Raw genomic sequence first — 16,702 nt, 5'->3', positions numbered from 1 at the left:
CCAGCGACCACAGGCTGTCTTTTTTGCAGGTGCCGGACCACCGGGAGTGTTTGGACCTTGTGGCGGTTTGATATGCTCTCGCCAGAGCGCTTGATGTAGGCGCGGATCGATAATCGGCCTCTTGCGCGCGCGAGAAACTTCAGATAGGGACAGATTATCTTGGTGAACCTGCCCGAGAGCGTTACTTGCCATTCTCAGGAAATGCTGATCGAGGCGGACCTGGCCTATGGGATATTGGACGTCAACTCCGGATGCGCGCATGTCCTTGGTTGGTCGCTAAGCGAATTCCGCGAAAAAAAATTTGTGGGACTGGTTCATCCTGACGATCGTGCACTGACGGTGGCCGCGCTGGCGGCCATCGACAAAGGCGGCAAAGCGCTTGCCTTTACCAACAGGTGCATGCACAAGAGCGATGAGCCCGCTTGGGTGTCATGGCGAGCCGTCACCGTCGACACGTCAGTCTTCTTTATCGGTCGCGACGTAAGCGCTGAAAGGCGTGCTAACGCGGCATTAGAGAAATCTGAAGAGGCGTTATTTCAACTTGACCGCACAGCGACCATGGGGCAGTTGGCCAATGGAATCTCCCACGACTTCAACAATCAACTGCAAAGTGTCGTCGCTTCTCTGGAACTGATCCGCCGCTTGGTTTCGACCAATCGCGGGCCTGAGACGGAACGCTTCATCACCAACGCCATCAGTGCCGCGCAGCGTGCAGCGACCCTCAACCATCAAGTGCGCCAATTGCTGCGCCCTCAATTGTCTCAACCGCAGGTGTTGGCGGTCAACCAGATGCTCGTCGGGGTGCAGGAAATGCTGCGCGGTGCGCTTCCCCCGAAAATATCGGTGGATCTGGTGCTCGCCCCCGACCTTTGGGAAACCTATTGCGATCGAGTGCAAGCGGAGACTGCCGTTTTGAATCTGCTTTTGAACGCCTATGAGGCTATGGCGGGAGGTGGCACGATAACAATCCAGAGCAACAATGTCGAAGTGAGCGCAGCGACGTCCGGACCGGCGACCACGCTGCCGCGGGGACCCTACGTCATCATTGCGGTAAAAGACTCGGGCGCAGGAATGCCAGCAGAAATTAGGGATCGCGCGTTCGAGACTTTTTTTACAACTAAACCGAACGGACTGGGAATGGGCCTGGGCCTATCCGTAGTGCAGCGCTTTGCCCAACAGAACGGGGGGCAGGCGTTTATTCAGAGCGAGCCGGGCCAGGGCGCCGCGGTGACCATTTATCTGCCTCGTTTCGTGCAGCGCTGATCCTCTCGTCGGCCACGCCAGCAGGCAAATGGGAAAAACGGCGCGTCAGCTTCAGTTTGGTTTCGCCGTCAAATCCGCACCGCACTCACGCGTAATATCCATGCAAGGAAGAAACGTCAGCGTACTTCGATCTTGGCGGCATCAAACAGGAGAACAAGGTGATCGTCGCAAGGGATTAATGCGCGGACTGTGATCGTTAAACGCTGCTGAACGTCCCAAGTACACGACCATCAACGACACATATGTTGCTCTCGGAACGTCCGTTTCGGAGAAACGGGAGCGGCGGAAACGGGTCGCGATATGCCGGTCGTCTTAAGGCCCAGTTCGGCCACTATGTGACGTTCGCCAAAGATAACGGCGGACGTTCATCTGACCGGTTCGTACTTGGCGAGAGACATTCAAGCCGTTCCGGGGTTGGTCCGAAGCTCCATTTCAGAAGCATGCGGTGTCGGGCATCGTGACCGCTTTGAGGTTTCCACAGTAAGCTTCGAGTGATTAACTGTAAGTCGCCGATGTACTGGAGCAACTGCGGACTTCGAGTAGGAATGCACCTATGCAGCCATGCTGCGACGCCAGTTCCCGCCACGTTGACAAACCGCCACTGAGAAAACGATCATCGAACACGGCGTCTCCCCAGCGCGAAAAGTTTGGAAAAGACGATGCCGGCTGGGTCGCGATAGGAGACACGCTATCGCTCGACAAAAATTACGCATCGCTCATCAGGACAATGCCGGGTATCTGACTGAACTCTCAGCAGACGGTTCGCAATCGCGCGGCGCACGTTTGCAAGATTTGATCGGGTGGCAGCTTCCACCAGTTGTCGCGTGAAAAAATCTCGACTTCGACCATACCGGCATATCCCGCCTTCTCGATTGCCCGCCGAAAACCCTGTAGGTCGATCACGCCATCTCCCATCATGCCTCGATCAAGCAACATGTCTGTCGTCGGCACCAGCCAGTCGGAGACGTGGTACGCGAAAATGCGTTTGTCGTCGCCGAGTGACGCTACCCCGGTTTCGAGCGCCGGGTCCCACCAGCAATGGTAGACGTCGACGGCGACACCAAGGAAGCCGTCGTTATGCGGATCAAGCTCGCGTGCGATGGCGTTTGCCTGCTCGATCGTGTTGACGACCGACCTTTCGCTCGCATACATCGGATGCAGTGGCTCAATCGCTAACCGGACGCCAAGCCTGCGAGCGGCTTCGAGCAACGCGCCGATGCCGTCCTGTATCTGCAAGCGCGCGGCTGACAGGTCGCGGCTAGCTTCAGGCAGGCCGCCCACGACCATTACAAAACACTCAGCGCCTAGTTCCGCCGCGTCGTTCAGCGCCCGTACGTTCGACTGGATGTTGGCGAGACGCTGCTCTCGTGTCGATGCGGGGAAATAGGTCGAACGACAATATCCACTGACCTTGAGTTCGTGTGCGCGAATCTGTCTGGCAATCTTGCTGACGTCTGCAGATTCGACTTCATGACGCCAGGGGGCTAGCCCACCGAACCCCGCCCGGGCAATCCGGTCGATCGTCACGTCGAGCGGTTCGCGATGTCCGAGTGTGGCGGTGTTGATGGAGCAACGGGTGAGATGCAGAGATTCCATGTTGCAATCCGACTGTCGTTGAGGGTTGCCGATCATGATGAAGCCGCCACGCAGACGGCTTCTCCGACTATTCCGCGCATCCTAGTGTGGCCATGACGGCCCGCATACGACTCATGGCCAACTCAGGCTCTTTGAGCAGATTCGCCTGATCGGCCAGTCGGAAGACCTCGGCCAGATAGGCGGGCGGCCTCATGCCGTGATGTCCTCCCAACATGAAGAAGTGCGGCTGGAACCCGTTCAGGTAGGCGAGGAACACGACACCGGTCTTGTAATACTGCGTCGGCGTCCGGAAGATATGGCGTGACAGCGGCACCGTTGGCGCAAGTAGTTCATCGTAGCGAGCCGGATCGTTCGCGGCGAGCGCGGACAGCGCCTGCGACGCTGCAGGCGCGATCGCATCGAAGATTCCAAGCAGGGCATGCGAGTATCCGAACGCGTCGCCAGCGATCAGACCCGGATAGTTGAAGTCGTCGCCGGTGTACATCTTCACAGACTCGGGAAGCCGACGGCGGAAAGCGATTTCCTTTGTATCGTCTAGCAGCGAAATCTTGATGCCGTCGACCTTCGCTTCATTCCCGGCGATGACTTCGAGGCAGACCCTGGCCGCATTTTCGAAATCGGCATAACCCCAATATCCGGCCAGTTCGGGATCGAATGCATCGCCGAGCCAGTGGAGGATGACCGGCCTGTCGCACGCGGATAGCACTTCCCGATAGACGCGAATATAGTCGCTCGCATCCCTGGCCACTTGTCCAAGGGCGCGGCTCGCCATCAGGATGATCTGACCGCCCGCACGCTGCACCGTCTCGATTTGCGTCAGGTAGGCTCTGATCACGTCGTCGCACGAACGCGCTTCGCTGACCGGCAAATGATCCGTGCCGCAGCCAGAAGCGATCAGCGCACCAGGAATGTCGCGCGTTTCATTTAGCGTACGGACGATCAGCTCTTTCGCCGAATCCCACGACAGGCCCATGCCGCGTTGCGCAGTATCCATCGCTTCCGCGATCCCCAAGCCTTGCTCGAGGAGGTAACGGCGATATTCGATGGTCCGGTCCCAGTCGATTGCGCACGGCTGGCCGAGTTCACCGCTGCGCAGCGGGTCGGCGACCACGTGTGCCGCCGAGTAGGCGATGCGATTGAACGGGGCCGCGGGCTTGACGGGCTGCAGCGGCGTGCCGGTAAGACGGTAGTCGACGAGTGCGCCGTCGAGGGTGGGGAGTTTGATTTGCATGGCTCGAATCTCGAAATCAGTATTTAGAAACAAGCAGACCGCCATCGACGCGGATCGCTTGTCCCACGCTGAACGGCAGGCCACCCGTTGCGAGCGTGCGAACGGTGAGCGCGACTTCATCGGGCGTTCCCCACCGCCTGATGGCGGTCAGCCCGTTATTGATGAGCGTGTCGTAGCGTGCCTTCGATGGCGCAGTCATTTCCGTTTCGATCAGACCCGGCTGCACCTCGAATACGCTGACCCCCAGTTCAGCCAGCCGCAAACTGAACAGGGTGGTGGCCATCGACAGCCCGGCCTTCGACACGCAGTATTCGCTACGTTCGGGCGCCGCCGCGACGGCATTGGATGAGGTGATCGTGATGATCGAACGATTGACGTGCGACTGCGGAGCGCGGGCAATACGCCGGCCGAATGCCTGCATCAGGAAGAACGTGCCCCGCGTGTTGACGTTCAGGCAGCGGTCGTAACTTTCGGGCGTGACGTCCAGAAGATCACCGCGCAACATGACGGACACGCCAGCGTTATTGACCAGGCAGGTGACGGGGCCGAGCGCCTGCTCTACCGAATCAAACAGCGCGCCCTGACGTGCAATGTCCGCAAGGTTCGATGTCAGCGCAATGCACTTCACACCAATCCGTTCGATGTCGCCGCGTGTCGCGATCAGTTCCTCTGATGTCTCGACGTCAGTAATGGCGACATCAAACCCGGCATTGGCAAGCTCGAGCGCAATCGCCCGACCGATACCCCGACGAGCGCCTGTGACCAGCGCGACCTGGCGTTGCTGCATGTGTCATCTCCTGCGTGGCTTTGTCTGAAATGTCACCCTGGAATCAGAGGAGATCCATAAGTAACGATATGGTTCGTTATTTAATACTCGCAGGAGCAAAATGTCAAAAAAGGGTTTTCCCTGGCGAACAGGAAAACCCTCTGAAAGTGAAGCGAGTGGAGGAACTGCGAAGCGGCCCGTCGCCGCAACTAGCGAGGACGGAGGAGGCTGAAAATCGTGTCGAGGTTGAAGTCGAGGCGTTTCTGAAGAGCTTCCTTCGAGACGAAGTCGAAGCCGAAGATAACTTCGCCGGTGAAGCGGTTCGTCAGGTAGTAATACCCCAGCGCTGCGATGGTCAGATGCAACTGGCTTGTATCGACGCCCGCCTTGAAGTCTCCGGAAGCCACGCCCCGGTCGACAATCTGCTGCAGCATGTCGACGAAGCCCCGATGCAGCTCGCTGAACCGTCTCGACTTTTTAACGTGCCGGGCTCGGTGCAGATTTTCGCTGTTCACGAGCGACATGAACTCGGGGTTCTTGAGGTAGTAGTTCCACGTAAAAGTCACATACGCCCGGATCGCTTCGACCGGTGGAAGATGGTCGAGGCCGAGCGCTCTTTCTTCGGTTCGGATGTCTGTCCACATTTCCTCAAGGACCGTCTGGAATAGTTCCTCTTTCCCCTTGAAGTACTCGTAGATCATCCGCTTATTGACGCCGGCCTTCTCGGCGATCGTCTCGATGCGAGCGCCGCCCAGGCCAACCTTTGCGAATTCCGCTTTGGCGGCCGCCAGGATTCTGGCTTGCGTCTGGATCGGATCGCGCAATCGCTTGGCACGCGCGGGCTTGTCGGCAGCGCGCGACTCTTCGCCGGGTTCGACTGTTGTCTGCATATTCATGGGCAACATCTAAAGTTAAACGGTAACTGACAAGGGCTTCGCGTTGCAATGATGGCGGCCAGCTTTCTGCGCCCTCGTCATCGTAAACCCGATTTCAGGTCGCTCCTCTTGAACATGGCATTTCCCTGTGCCACCATGCATCATAAGTAACGATACGGTTCGTTACAAATTGAATTTCAGGTTAATTCGGGAGGCGTTGTGAACAAGTGGACCAATGCGGCAGCAGTTGCGGCTTCGATCTTTGACGATGCGACGATCGCAATCACCGGCTCAGGCGGCGGGCTGCTTGAGCCAGACGCCATCCTCGCCGCGATCGAAGCGCGGTTTCTCGAAACGGGTCATCCGCGCGATCTGACGGTCATTCACGCGCTGGGAGTCGGCGACGGTCAGGGTAGCGGCCTCGGGCGATTCGCTCACGCAGGAATGGTCAGGCGCGTAATCGGTGGCCACTGGGTCTGGTCCCCTGCGATGCAGAGGCTGGCCGAGAGCGGCCAGATCGAGGGCTACAGCTTTCCAGGCGGTGTGATCGCAACCTTGTTTAGGGAAATCGGCGCCGGTCGGCCGGGCGTAATTACGCGCGTCGGTCTGCGAACCTTTGTTGACCCACGGCTGGGTGGCGGCAAATTGAACGACGCCACCACCGAGAACCTGGTGGAGTTGATCGAGATCGGCGGCAAGGAGTTTCTGCGCTACAAGCCCCTAAAGATCGACTTCTCGATCGTCATGGCGTCATCTGCGGACGACAACGGCAATCTCTCGACCCGACATGAACCCGCAGACCTCGACATTTACGCCGTAGCTCTGGCCGCACACAACAGCGGCGGCAAGGTCATCGCGCAGGTCAAATCGCGGCCGCGTTCCCGCGTGCCTGCTCGTCTTGTCGGCGTACCCGGCGTCATGGTCGATCTCACTGTCGAGACGCCGGATCAACGTCAGTGTCAGATCAGCGAATACGACGCAACGCTGAGCGGCGAAACGCTCGGCGAAACGCCTGACATCGAGATGCCCGACGGCATGCGCCTCATCGTCGCCGAACGCGCGGCGAAGGAGCTTGGTTCCAACCAATCCGTGAATTTTGGTTTCGGCTTTCCAGGCGCAATCCCAGCCGTTCTGGCGTCCCAAGGACGCGGCAACGAGTACTGGGGTTCCGTCGAGCAGGGCATCCATCGCGGTGCGATGCTCGATGGCGCGATGTTCGGCACCGCGCGCAACGCCGACTCGATCATGTCTAGCGTCGATCAATTCGACTGGTATAGCGGCGGCGGTATCGATGTGACCTTCCTCGGCATGGGCGAATTCGACGAGGAAGGCAATGTCAACGTGTCGAAACTCGGCTCCATGGTCGTCGGTCCGGGCGGATTCATGGACATCGCGCAAGGCGCGAAAAAGTTGGTGTTCTGTGGCGCGTTCGAGGCTAAAGGCTTGCGTGTGGAACGCAAGAGCGACGCGCTCAAAATCCTCTCTCCAGGATCGGTGCCCAAGGCCGTGAAAAAGGTGCGACACGTGACGTTCAGTGGCGTGCAGGCGCGTCTGGACGGCAAGGAGGTCCTGTACATCACCGAGCGTGCGGTGTTCCGTCTGGACACACTCGGCGTATGCCTCGTCGAAGTGGCCACCGGCGTGGACATGTACCGCGACGTGCTCTCGCGTATGGAGTTCACGCCCCTTATCGACGAGCGTTTGCTTGAAAGTGCACCGGCTCACTAAGGGGCGTCTACCGCTACTCAACGTTCGACCATTTTCAGGAAGAAGAGGTTTTTATGTCTGACACTGACATTCTCTACGAAGCAAGAGGCAGCATTGCGACGATTACGCTGAACCGTGTTTCGCGTCATAACGCGTTGACGCTGCAGATGCTGGATGACATCGAGCGTGCCGTCGCCGATGTCGAGCGCAACGATGAAATCCGCGTGCTGAAGTTCGAAACCGCCAGTCCGCGTTTCTTTTGCAGCGGTGCAGATATCAACGAGTGGAGCGACCTCGATCCGCAGAAGATGGGCACCCGCTTCATCCGCGAAGGCAACCGGGTATTTCGCCGGATCGCCGAACTCGACAAACCGACGATCGCCGTTCTGTCCGCCAGTGCGCTGGGCGGCGGATTCGAACTCGCGCTGACGTGCGACTTCCGCTACGCGAGCACGCAGACAAAGGTCGGTTTCCCCGAGGCGTCAGTGGGAGCGATCCCCGGATGGATGGGCTGCTCGCGGCTCTCGGAACTCGTCGGCGCAACGCGCACACGCGAGTTGATCCTTCTCGGCGAACCGATCAGCGCCGGAACGGCACTCGCCTGGGGCGTGATCAATGAAGCCGTCGAACCCGATCAACTGCGCAGCCGTGTGGACACCGTCTGCGAGACGCTCATCAAGCGATCGAAGACATCGCTGTCGGTTGGCAAGCGCCTGGTGCGCATGATGGAGACGGGCCAGCACGAATACGCTCACGAACTCGCCGCGTCGGTATGTAAGGCGTCGCCCGATGCAATCGAAGGCGTCGCTGCATTCCGCGAAAAACGCCACGCATCTTTCTGTTGAATTTCAAACTCATCACATAGTCATGTAAGCCGCGTCAGCGGATCAGGCACATCAGGAGACAGGAGTCGCTCATGGACCGTACTGCCATTCGGTGGCGCATCTGCGCGCTGCTTTTCTTCGCAACCACGATTAATTACCTGGACCGTCAGGTGCTGGGTCTACTCAAACCCGAACTCGCAGTTACGTTCAACTGGAGCGAGACGCAATACAGTTACATCGTCATGGTGTTCACGGCCTGCTATGCAATCGGTATGGTTCTGTCCGGCAAGATGGTCGACAGGTTCGGCGTCAAGATCGGATACGGCGTGTGCGTGCTGGTATGGAGTATCGCGGCCTGCGGTCATGCGCTCGTGCGCAGCACATTGGGCTTTGGTGTCATGCGTGCGCTGCTTGGAGTCTCCGAGTCCGGTAGTTTCCCGTGCGCGGTGAAAAGTGTGTCGGAGTGGTTCCCGCGCAGGGAGCAGGCTCTCGCGGTCGGTATTCTGACTTCGGGCACCAGTATCGGTGCCGTGGCGGCACCCGCAACAGTCCCTTGGCTGGCGGCGACTTATGGCTGGGAAGCCGCGTTCGTGGTCACGGGTCTGACCGGCTTTATCTGGCTGGGTTTCTGGTACTTCATGTATCAGGTCCCTGCAAAGCATGCAAAGGCCAATCAGGCAGAACTCGCCTACATCAGCGAGGATTCGACTCCCGCTCCTGCGACGCACAAGGTCAACTGGTTCACGTTGCTAAAGCTGCGTCCGACGTGGGCCTTCTTCGCGGGCAAGCTTCTGACCGACCCGATCTGGTGGTTCATGCTTTTCTGGCTCCCGTCGTATTTCAACTCGCGCTTCCACCTCGATCTGAAAAACCTCGGCCTCCCACTTGTGATCGTGTATATCGCAACTTCGATCGGCAGCATCGGCGGTGGTTTCATCTCGTCCAGACTGATCCAGCGGGGCTGGTCGGTGACGAAGGCGCGACAAACCACCATGCTGGTCTTCGCCTTCCTGGTGATGCCGATCGCGTTCTCGCCGTTCATCGAAAACATGTGGGCGATGGTTGGTCTTCTGAGTCTGGCAGCGGCTTCACATCAGGCATGGTCGGCAAATCTCTTTACAACCGCGTCCGACATGTTCCCGAAAGCAGCGGTCGGTTCGGTTGTTGGTATCGGTGGCCTGGCGGGTGCGTTGGGCGCAACATTGTTCCCGCTGGTCGTCGGCGAGGTGCTTGATCACTTCAAAATGCTCGGTCGTATCAACGTAGGCTACAACGTGCTGTTTGTTGTCTGCGGTAGCGCCTATCTTCTCGCATGGGTCGTGATGCTCGTGATCCGCTCGTCGAGCAAGCCTGTCGATATCGCGCAACTTGCGCCGACCGTTCACGGTTGAGATTGTTTTCTATGAGAAATGCCTCCCGAACGCTTGCAAGGTTTGGGGAGGCAATACACAAGTCACTGGTCCCCAACTAGGCGCATCGGACTGTAACCGGCCAGGAAGGGACATTCGGCGCGCCGTTCCGGAAGGCAGAAATCTGACTGATAACTGCCATTGGGCCAAAGATGGTCGCAACGTTAGCGAGCCTACCGGACGATTCCGAAGCGGAACCTCAGCCTCATTTATGGCCGCCCGTCACCGTGCAGTTAAAGCTTAAGCAGATCCGGGCTGAACCGTTATCCTGAAGTTTTTCGGCGTTTTTCCGTCCAAGTCGGACGGCATAGGTTCCGAATGTTGGACTGCACTAAGCGCAACTGCATCCCATTCTGGATTGCCACTTGATCGGACGATCGTCGCTGACAATAATTTGCCATCCGAAGAACAGCGAACTGAAATTGTCGTTCTCAGATGACCGGTCTCTCCGTCCCATAAGATCTTAGCTCGAACAAGACGTTCAACCTTTGCCGCAAACGTCTCGGATGACACATCGGGACGAAATTCAGCGGAGGTGACGGCGAACAGGAAGTTCGTCTCGACTGGGATAGCATTCCCGTCCACATCTAAAAATGGCTTGCAAACGGCCTGCCTTGCCTCGTGTACCGCGAGACGGTCAAAGGCCAAATCACCAGATGACTGTTCCAGCACAGCGTCTTCTACTTTGCCGTGTGCATTGATCGATACTCGGACAGCGGAGCGCAAGCTCTGCGGCGGCAGTTTCTGCAGGGCACTGGGCGGTAGGGCATATTGGCACGGGATGGCTTTGACCGGCACGTAACGCACGGATTGTTGTGCATGGGCGCTTCCAATGCTTATCGCTATTATCGTCGTCAACCCGATTTGAAGCTTACTAGTCATTTTGATTTGGTGGATATCTGCAATGCGGATGTGGATGAGTTTGCAATGCCTGTCGATGAGGATTGCCGTAGACACTCACTCAGCCATAGCCTACGCAAGCCTGACTTTACCGCAACATATCAGGAATGTGATGCTCCGATGAACGATCACAGCGGCCGTAGGGCGGCCTACGAACGTCCGATAGTCGTTATCGAGCGGCCACCTATGGCTTAAGTCTAGTTGACAGCTCCGGGTCGACTTCTGCCAGACGAAGCCGGTCTAGGGCAGATGCGCTTGTCGACCCAGCGTCGGGCCGGGTTCGGCCATCTGCGGGCATCCGTCGATAGCAGCTCACCGCCGCTTGAACGGCCGTTGTGCTCCCGATCACAGACCCTATTCGAAAGTTGGGCTAGCGGTTAATCGCTACCAAACCGGTATTGCCTGCGTTGAGCGCGGTCACGACCACGGGCGATGCTTCTCGTAGAGTGATTCGTATTCGGCCCATGCCCGCGAGAGAGTCTCCGAGGTGTCTGGTGTGCTGACCAAAGCTTTCTCGCAGGCGAAACATGCCAATAGTATGCCGGCGCATATGGTCAGGACGGCAGCCGGGGTCTTTTCGACCAACGGACGGTAGTGAACATAATGCTTGCCGTCCGCGTCCTTTGCCAGATAGTCGTCGACTGCAGAAACGGTGGCGTGAAGCGCATGATGGGACAGATGCCGATACAGGCCGTCGTACGTTGCCAACGCTTTTCCACGGCGCGCGAATTCGTAAAAACCGATCTCCTTGGACCCCGAGACGCGTTGAACGAACGCATCCAACGTCTCTCGATAAAGCTCGACGTTCGGATAATCCTTCGAGTTGAGCAGCGCGTTCGCATGCTTGAGTCGCATCGCATTGTCATGACTCAGCAGTTCGTCCGGCATAACCGCGTTTTCCGCGATCGCCAGCATCACGAAGCACGTCTCAAACAGGCTCCGCGACAGAGTAAGCGATTCGATCGCCATCCCGCATTCAGTAAGCATTAGCCCAGCCTGAAAATGAGAAGCGGCACGAGCAAAGAACTGGGAGACAACGATCTGTCGCGACGCGCTAGCGAGCGGCAAGAGCGCCGTGACGTTGACCACGATGCACTTACATCGATCGCCAAACTGGAAGAGCTCTGCATGTTCCGCACGTAGCCGGCTGCGGAGGTTCGCAGCGCCGGTATCCGAAAAGCCATATCGTTCGAAAGTGCTCATCTGCTAAAGAGCCCTCCTTTGCGGGAAGATAGCTCTTGTTGCATCAGTTCGAGCTGACTGGCGAGTGCGGTGACTTTTTCCTTCAGTCGGATCAGTGTGTCGAGTGTCGCGCGGGATCGGTCGACTGCGTTACGAGATCGGCCATCCACCAACGCGTCACCGGATGGAAGATAGACGTTGTCAGCGCTCGTCAGCGACTTCACCGCCTCGTCCGGAAACCGCTCCGGATGAGCGCGCATCATAGCGACGAGCTCGTTAATCTCCCGGAGCTCATCGGTACGCCAAGGCAGTGTGGCCACGACCTCAGAGGGCATCGCGGCCAGTTCGTCGATGCCGATCGTCACCAGTCCCATGCGGGTGGGCAGCACGAAGGCAAGTTGCCGCTGGAGTGCAGGACCGCCCAGTTTGACCACGTCCCATCCCGCACGAATCGCCTTGCCCGCGGCGTAGGCGTCGCCACCGTCGGGGAAGTCATCAGGGTTCCGCTCAAGCGCTCTAAGAACCTCAGGCAGCGCGAGAAATTCGGTTGCACATTCGGTCAGTTCAGCGTCTGGCACCCCTTCATCAATCGCCCGGCCAAGCCACTCGAAGAAGGAACGGACGTCCGGCGTCGACAACGAACGCAAGAACGCCAAGCGCCGAAATTGCGGTTCCCCGGCTAAAGTCCTATATGACAGCGTTTCGCCACGGTCCGCACATATCCGAACCAACTCGGAAGAGTCACCCTTTGCTTTCTCGTACAGTTGCCGCTCCGCGTCAGTCGATGCGTGTAAAAATTTAAATGCGTCGGATGCGTTTTCAGTGGCAGGTTTCATAATGTACGTGGAGCGCGCGGCCCAGTACCGAACGATTGGTGCATGGTCGTCGATGGCCAGCATCGCCAGCCAGTCCGGTATCGTACCGAACAGCTGGTTAGCGATCGTCTGAATGATTTGCAGCCGGCTTTCAGTCGTTAGGCTTGCCCATGCCTCCCGGACGAGATGTTCCCGCATCGGCGTAGCACGCAGTAGTTCCTCAAGGACGTTTTCACTTAGCACGTTGGTCTCCTTGGTCCCATGGATTGCTATGAGCTTACCAGTTGCACGCGCGGACAATCGCACTGGCGAGTGCTACCAGCGGAGATTGCGACTCACATTGCACACGATCCAGCTGTAAAGCGCCGTGGGTCGTTCAGTTCTCGGTTTCGTCAGTCATTCCATCGTGTAAGAATGCACATCGCAACGGAATCCGAATATGCGACGACTTGCTATCACTGCGGTATGACCGGCACGACGTGCAGACGGCGGTCGCTATCCCAAGGCACGAGACCGGAGCGCCCCAAGGTACGGCTGGTAGGCCGGAAGCCTACCCGATGACGTGGCTTGAACACCGGACGCGGCGCTAGTTGATCGCAAGTGCGGCTGCAAAAACATCATAAAAAAAGCCGTTGAAATTTCTGGAAAGCGTGACGTAATATTTCGTGCCGCCACGAAGAGTGGCCGTGCCCGGCGGTATTTCGGGCGTCGGGCGGCATAACAACTTACAGATCCAAACCAGAACTATGAAAAAGATTGCGCTATCGGGGGCGCTGGCACTAGCGCTTACAGCATGTGGGGGGGGCAGCAACGACACGAACAGCCCGCAGGGACCGCAAACTCAAAGCAGCGGCCAGTCCGGAACGGGAAGTTCGTCTGGACAACAATCGACGACCGGCGACAATGGCACCGGCACATCGACCAGTCAGCAAGCCGCGGTAACGATTGGCGGCGTTCTTGATGCGACGGGGGTAGACGGCTACTTCTCCATAGCCCTGTCACTGAACGGTGCTCAGGCCTTAGGCGTGGGCGGCAGCAGCGGCAGCGCCGTATCGGGGCCGTTCTCGCTTGGTACCACACTTCACGATGGCGACACCTACGACGTCGAGATCAGCACGCAGCCAATCGGCTTCACCAAATGCGCCATATCGAATGGATCGGGTACCGCTACGGCCAACGTGACGGATATCTCGATCGTTTGCGGGGATGCCACGCCGCAGGTAAGCACGCTGAATGCGCAATTCAACACGCCGACCTCGGTTGCGGTTGACTCGCAGGGCAACGTATTTGTGGCTGATCCGGGTGCCAACAGGGTCCAGAAGGTCGCCAGTGACGGCACGGTAACGACTGTGTACACCGGCCCGGATCCAGACAGCGTCGTCGTCGACTCGAGCGACAGCCTGTTCGTGCATGATGCAACCACGGGGATGATTTACAGTTTTGATTCGCAAGGCACCCAGACGACATTCGTGGGTCCGCAGACGGTGCTGCAGAATACCGGCACGTTGGCTCCGTGGCCTTACGGCGGAGTCTATTTCGCCAACTACAACGACGGGACGATCGTCAAATATGATCCCCAAGGCGTGGCTACGACCATTGTCACCGCCGGCAAGCTCGACCACCCCGTCGGTCTCGCGTACCTTTACGGCAAGACGCTGGTTGCTGAAGCGGGAGCGAAGAACGATATTGCGGCGGTGTTCGCTGACGGCACGGTGGGCCTTTTCAGTAGCAACCTGAGCCCGAGCCTCGTCGCCCCATCCGGCCTGACCGTCGGCCCAGAGCAAAAGCTTTTCGTGGTGGACGGCGGCGCCAATGACCTTAACTGGTACAGCACCGGCCGGCCAAACGCTGGCGGACTGCTCGCCGGCGGGGTGAGCGGTTTTGCCGATGGCAATGGCGCGGCTGCGAGATTTCTGGGACCGCGTTGTGTTGTCGCAGATCGCCAGGGTAACCTGTACGTCGCAGACAGCGGTAACCACGTCGTTCGGAAAATTACGCCAGTTGCACCGGAGTAACCGCAGAACCTGAGCAATGACTGGCTGAGAGGCCGGTCATTGCCGCTATCGGTGACGGCGCTCTTCCCCATCCGGTCTGCGGTACTTTGTTGGCGATCGCTGCCTTGCACGGAGATCGACCGCGATCTCCTCCTACACACGCAGTAGAGGCAAATATGTCTTCGAAATCAGACCGGGACAACCGTGCCAACCAGTTGAACCCGAACAACGATGCGTACTACAGTTCGCGGGGCCTGGCGGGTTTCCGAGTGTACGATGATGACGATTACGCTGGTTCGGGGCCCACGCTAACTTACGGGATTCCGAGTCGGCCGGACGCGAGCCCACCACGCGCTGAAACTTTTGCGTTTGGTGCGGTCTCGCTGGACGGTCGCGCAGCTTATCGAACCGCCACGTTTGCCGCGCCAGGGTCTCGCTTTAACAGCAACGCGACCAGTTTTCAGATGGAGGAGTATCTCGAGGAGTTCGAGAGCCTTGCACATGCAGGACTGAAAGACTTGCTGGGCGCTCCGGAATTGGCGATCTTTGCCGTATTTGATCCGACCCGAAGCTGTCTGCCTTGGCACGTGCCGTCGCATCTCCACGATGTGGAAGCGACTCGGTCAATGATCACTGAGGACCATCTGCGGCTTGCGGAACGTTTGCGGCCGATGCCTTCCCGGCTGGAAGTTCATTTTCGCGGGCTGCTGTCTCCAGAGGCCGAGGCGCGGGCCGATCAAGCATGGCAAAAGGAAGCAGAGGCGAAGCTGGACCCCATGCCATTCGTTCAGGCACTTCGCGATGCGGTAGTGCCGGACGCGCCTTCCTGGGGGACCTTCGAGCTTCCTAACCGGGGGCGAATGTCCGTAGACGAGTTCACGAGCGCGCAAGCACAGTTGTCCCGTGCGTTGCGACCGTGACGCGGCTCACACCAACGGCCGCCTAGCCGATGAACTGACGGAGCGCAGACTAGCCATAAGCGGGTATGCCTCGAAGTGATGACAGTTTTTCGAATTAAGAATGACTGTTTCGGGTCGCGGTCAGCGCTCGAGACGCGACGGCGAGCAGTCGCGCGATGTAAGACGCACCAGGCGGTAGCCGGCCAGGAGCCGCCGTTCGCATGCGTTGTCGGTCGGAAGTTCATACGTCGGCTTCACCTCATAACCGGCCATCCGATTGACAAGACAAATGTTCCTTCATCGACCGAAGCCGCCAACGGCGTCCTCGCGGCATTGACGTCATCGTAGTTGCTCAAGTGCAGAGTGCCGGCGTGGCATCAGACATGTTTGCTTCTGTGCGCGACCTCATGCTTCGGTTTCGTAAAGCAGTCCGTAGCTCCCGCTCGTTCGCTTGATTCGCGCGAAGCCGAGTTCACCCAAATGCATACCTGCGATCAAAAGTCTCTCCGAACTGACCATGTCCAGGAGCCCTGATCGTGTGGTGGCTGCGAGAGTAGGGTCCTGATCGAATGCAATCGATACGTCTGGCCGTTCAATCTGGATGTGCGGGAAATGAACAATGTCTCCCCAAACGAGCAGGCCCTGATCAGGGGATTCGAAAAGATATCCGGAGTGTCCATCAGTATGTCCCGGTAGCGGCATCGCTCTGATACCGGGAAGCACTTCGCCCTCATCGAAAGTGCGCAGCCTGTCGCTATAGCCGTCGAACACCTGACGCGCGATCAGGAAGTTACCGCGGGCACGCTCGCTGGCACGACTTAGATTTCCGTCGTCCTGCCAGAATGCGACCTCTCGCTGATGAACAACGAGCTCCGCATTCGGAAAGGCAACTTGTCCATTTGTGTCCGCCAGCCCTCCGACATGATCGGGATGCGCGTGCGTAAGCAGGATTGTGTCGATCGCGGATGGTTCGACACCAGCAAGCGACAAGTTAGTCTTCAGGCGGCCGCCCCATTGCTTGACGCCTCCCGCCCCCCCGTCGATGAGAATTGTGCGGCCCGCTCCGCGCACCACATAGCAGTTGATATGCACGGCGGCAGGCTCCGTCTGTCCTGCATCACTTTGCATTTTTGAGGCCTCGGACGAGTCGATATTCGACAGGAATTCCAGGCTGGCGGTGAGGTAGCCGTCGCTGATCGCGGTGATCGTGAAATCCCCGACTCGCTGACTCGGAAACGTAA

14 protein-coding genes are annotated in these 16,702 nt (G+C 58.4%); 6 read left to right on the top strand and 8 right to left on the bottom strand.

The features are described 5' to 3' along the window. The first annotated feature begins 162 nt into the window (after nt 1-162). A complete protein-coding gene (locus LMG28727_RS08790; protein WP_236591711.1) occupies nt 163-1,263 on the top strand; it encodes a PAS domain-containing hybrid sensor histidine kinase/response regulator in 1,101 nt (366 codons plus the stop codon). A gap of 750 nt (nt 1,264-2,013) precedes the next feature. Here the strand turns inward: LMG28727_RS08790 and LMG28727_RS08785 are convergent. The 4 genes from LMG28727_RS08785 to LMG28727_RS08770 all read right to left on the bottom strand — a co-directional run bounded on the left by LMG28727_RS08785 (nt 2,014) and on the right by LMG28727_RS08770 (nt 5,752). Beyond that, nucleotides 2,014-2,859 (bottom strand): sugar phosphate isomerase/epimerase family protein, encoded by an 846-nt coding sequence (locus tag LMG28727_RS08785; protein WP_201641919.1) that lies wholly within the window; start codon nt 2,857-2,859, stop codon nt 2,014-2,016. Nucleotides 2,860-2,926: 67 nt separating this feature from the next. Beyond that, a complete protein-coding gene (locus tag LMG28727_RS08780; RefSeq protein WP_201641918.1) occupies nt 2,927-4,090 on the bottom strand; it encodes a dihydrodipicolinate synthase family protein in 1,164 nt (387 codons plus the stop codon). A 16-nt stretch (nt 4,091-4,106) separates the two neighbouring features. Beyond that, nucleotides 4,107-4,877 carry a 3-ketoacyl-ACP reductase gene (locus LMG28727_RS08775; protein ID WP_201641917.1) on the bottom strand — a complete coding sequence of 257 codons (771 nt, stop codon included), beginning with the start codon at nt 4,875-4,877 and terminating at the stop codon, nt 4,107-4,109. 188 nt (nt 4,878-5,065) lie between these two features. Continuing rightward, a complete protein-coding gene (locus LMG28727_RS08770; protein WP_407945835.1) occupies nt 5,066-5,752 on the bottom strand; it encodes a TetR/AcrR family transcriptional regulator in 687 nt (228 codons plus the stop codon). Nucleotides 5,753-5,950: 198 nt separating this feature from the next. Between LMG28727_RS08770 and LMG28727_RS08765 the strand changes: the two genes are divergently transcribed. From LMG28727_RS08765 to LMG28727_RS08755, 3 genes are all read left to right on the top strand, one after another. Then, nucleotides 5,951-7,459: a CoA-transferase gene (locus LMG28727_RS08765; RefSeq protein WP_201641916.1), complete on the top strand. Its 1,509-nt coding sequence runs from the start codon at nt 5,951-5,953 to the stop codon at nt 7,457-7,459. A gap of 53 nt (nt 7,460-7,512) precedes the next feature. Then, nucleotides 7,513-8,283 carry an enoyl-CoA hydratase/isomerase family protein gene (locus tag LMG28727_RS08760; protein ID WP_201641915.1) on the top strand — a complete coding sequence of 257 codons (771 nt, stop codon included), beginning with the start codon at nt 7,513-7,515 and terminating at the stop codon, nt 8,281-8,283. Between the two features lie 71 nt (nt 8,284-8,354). Continuing rightward, the gene (locus tag LMG28727_RS08755; protein WP_201641914.1) at nt 8,355-9,653 is read left to right on the top strand and encodes an MFS transporter; all 1,299 of its coding nucleotides are present in this window, start codon (nt 8,355-8,357) and stop codon (nt 9,651-9,653) included. Between the two features lie 258 nt (nt 9,654-9,911). Here the strand turns inward: LMG28727_RS08755 and LMG28727_RS34100 are convergent, their stop codons facing one another. From LMG28727_RS34100 to LMG28727_RS08740, 3 genes are all read right to left on the bottom strand, one after another. Then, nucleotides 9,912-10,628 (bottom strand): TonB family protein, encoded by a 717-nt coding sequence (locus LMG28727_RS34100; RefSeq protein ID WP_236591677.1) that lies wholly within the window; start codon nt 10,626-10,628, stop codon nt 9,912-9,914. A 360-nt stretch (nt 10,629-10,988) separates the two neighbouring features. After that, nucleotides 10,989-11,774 carry a DUF5677 domain-containing protein gene (locus LMG28727_RS08745; protein WP_201641913.1) on the bottom strand — a complete coding sequence of 262 codons (786 nt, stop codon included), beginning with the start codon at nt 11,772-11,774 and terminating at the stop codon, nt 10,989-10,991. Beyond that, entirely contained in the window at nt 11,771-12,811 is a 1,041-nt protein-coding gene (locus LMG28727_RS08740) for a hypothetical protein (protein ID WP_201641912.1), read from the bottom strand. The genes LMG28727_RS08745 and LMG28727_RS08740 overlap by 4 nt, the downstream gene beginning before the upstream one ends. A gap of 503 nt (nt 12,812-13,314) precedes the next feature. Between LMG28727_RS08740 and LMG28727_RS08735 the strand changes: the two genes are divergently transcribed. Together LMG28727_RS08735 and LMG28727_RS08730 are read left to right on the top strand one after the other, a co-directional pair. Further along, nucleotides 13,315-14,583, top strand: coding sequence for an NHL repeat-containing protein (locus LMG28727_RS08735; RefSeq protein WP_201641911.1), 1,269 nt, complete (start codon nt 13,315-13,317; stop codon nt 14,581-14,583). A gap of 155 nt (nt 14,584-14,738) precedes the next feature. Further along, a complete protein-coding gene (locus LMG28727_RS08730; RefSeq protein ID WP_201641910.1) occupies nt 14,739-15,482 on the top strand; it encodes a hypothetical protein in 744 nt (247 codons plus the stop codon). Nucleotides 15,483-15,866: 384 nt separating this feature from the next. On the opposite strand, the gene LMG28727_RS08725 is transcribed toward LMG28727_RS08730, so the two are convergent. Continuing rightward, on the bottom strand, nt 15,867-16,702 hold an 836-nt coding region (locus LMG28727_RS08725; protein ID WP_201641909.1), incomplete at its 5' end, for an MBL fold metallo-hydrolase.

Source organism: Paraburkholderia metrosideri (assembly GCF_904848625.1).
Classification (GTDB): Bacteria; Pseudomonadota; Gammaproteobacteria; order Burkholderiales; family Burkholderiaceae; genus Paraburkholderia; species Paraburkholderia metrosideri.
Note: the sequence above shows the minus strand (reverse complement) of the source record. Positions and strands in the feature narration are given on the sequence as shown.

What these genes read in the sequence shown, in the direction of transcription:
- LMG28727_RS08785 (WP_201641919.1), bottom strand. Translation starts at nt 2,859, where the DNA reads ATGGAATCTCTGCATCTCACCCGTTGCTCCATCAACACCGCCACACTC.
- LMG28727_RS08735 (WP_201641911.1), top strand. Translation starts at nt 13,315, where the DNA reads ATGAAAAAGATTGCGCTATCGGGGGCGCTGGCACTAGCGCTTACAGCA.
- LMG28727_RS08775 (WP_201641917.1), bottom strand. Translation starts at nt 4,877, where the DNA reads ATGCAGCAACGCCAGGTCGCGCTGGTCACAGGCGCTCGTCGGGGTATC.
- LMG28727_RS08770 (WP_407945835.1), bottom strand. Translation starts at nt 5,752, where the DNA reads ATGAATATGCAGACAACAGTCGAACCCGGCGAAGAGTCGCGCGCTGCC.
- LMG28727_RS08730 (WP_201641910.1), top strand. Translation starts at nt 14,739, where the DNA reads ATGTCTTCGAAATCAGACCGGGACAACCGTGCCAACCAGTTGAACCCG.
- LMG28727_RS08760 (WP_201641915.1), top strand. Translation starts at nt 7,513, where the DNA reads ATGTCTGACACTGACATTCTCTACGAAGCAAGAGGCAGCATTGCGACG.
- LMG28727_RS08780 (WP_201641918.1), bottom strand. Translation starts at nt 4,090, where the DNA reads ATGCAAATCAAACTCCCCACCCTCGACGGCGCACTCGTCGACTACCGT.
- LMG28727_RS08755 (WP_201641914.1), top strand. Translation starts at nt 8,355, where the DNA reads ATGGACCGTACTGCCATTCGGTGGCGCATCTGCGCGCTGCTTTTCTTC.
- LMG28727_RS08745 (WP_201641913.1), bottom strand. Translation starts at nt 11,774, where the DNA reads ATGAGCACTTTCGAACGATATGGCTTTTCGGATACCGGCGCTGCGAAC.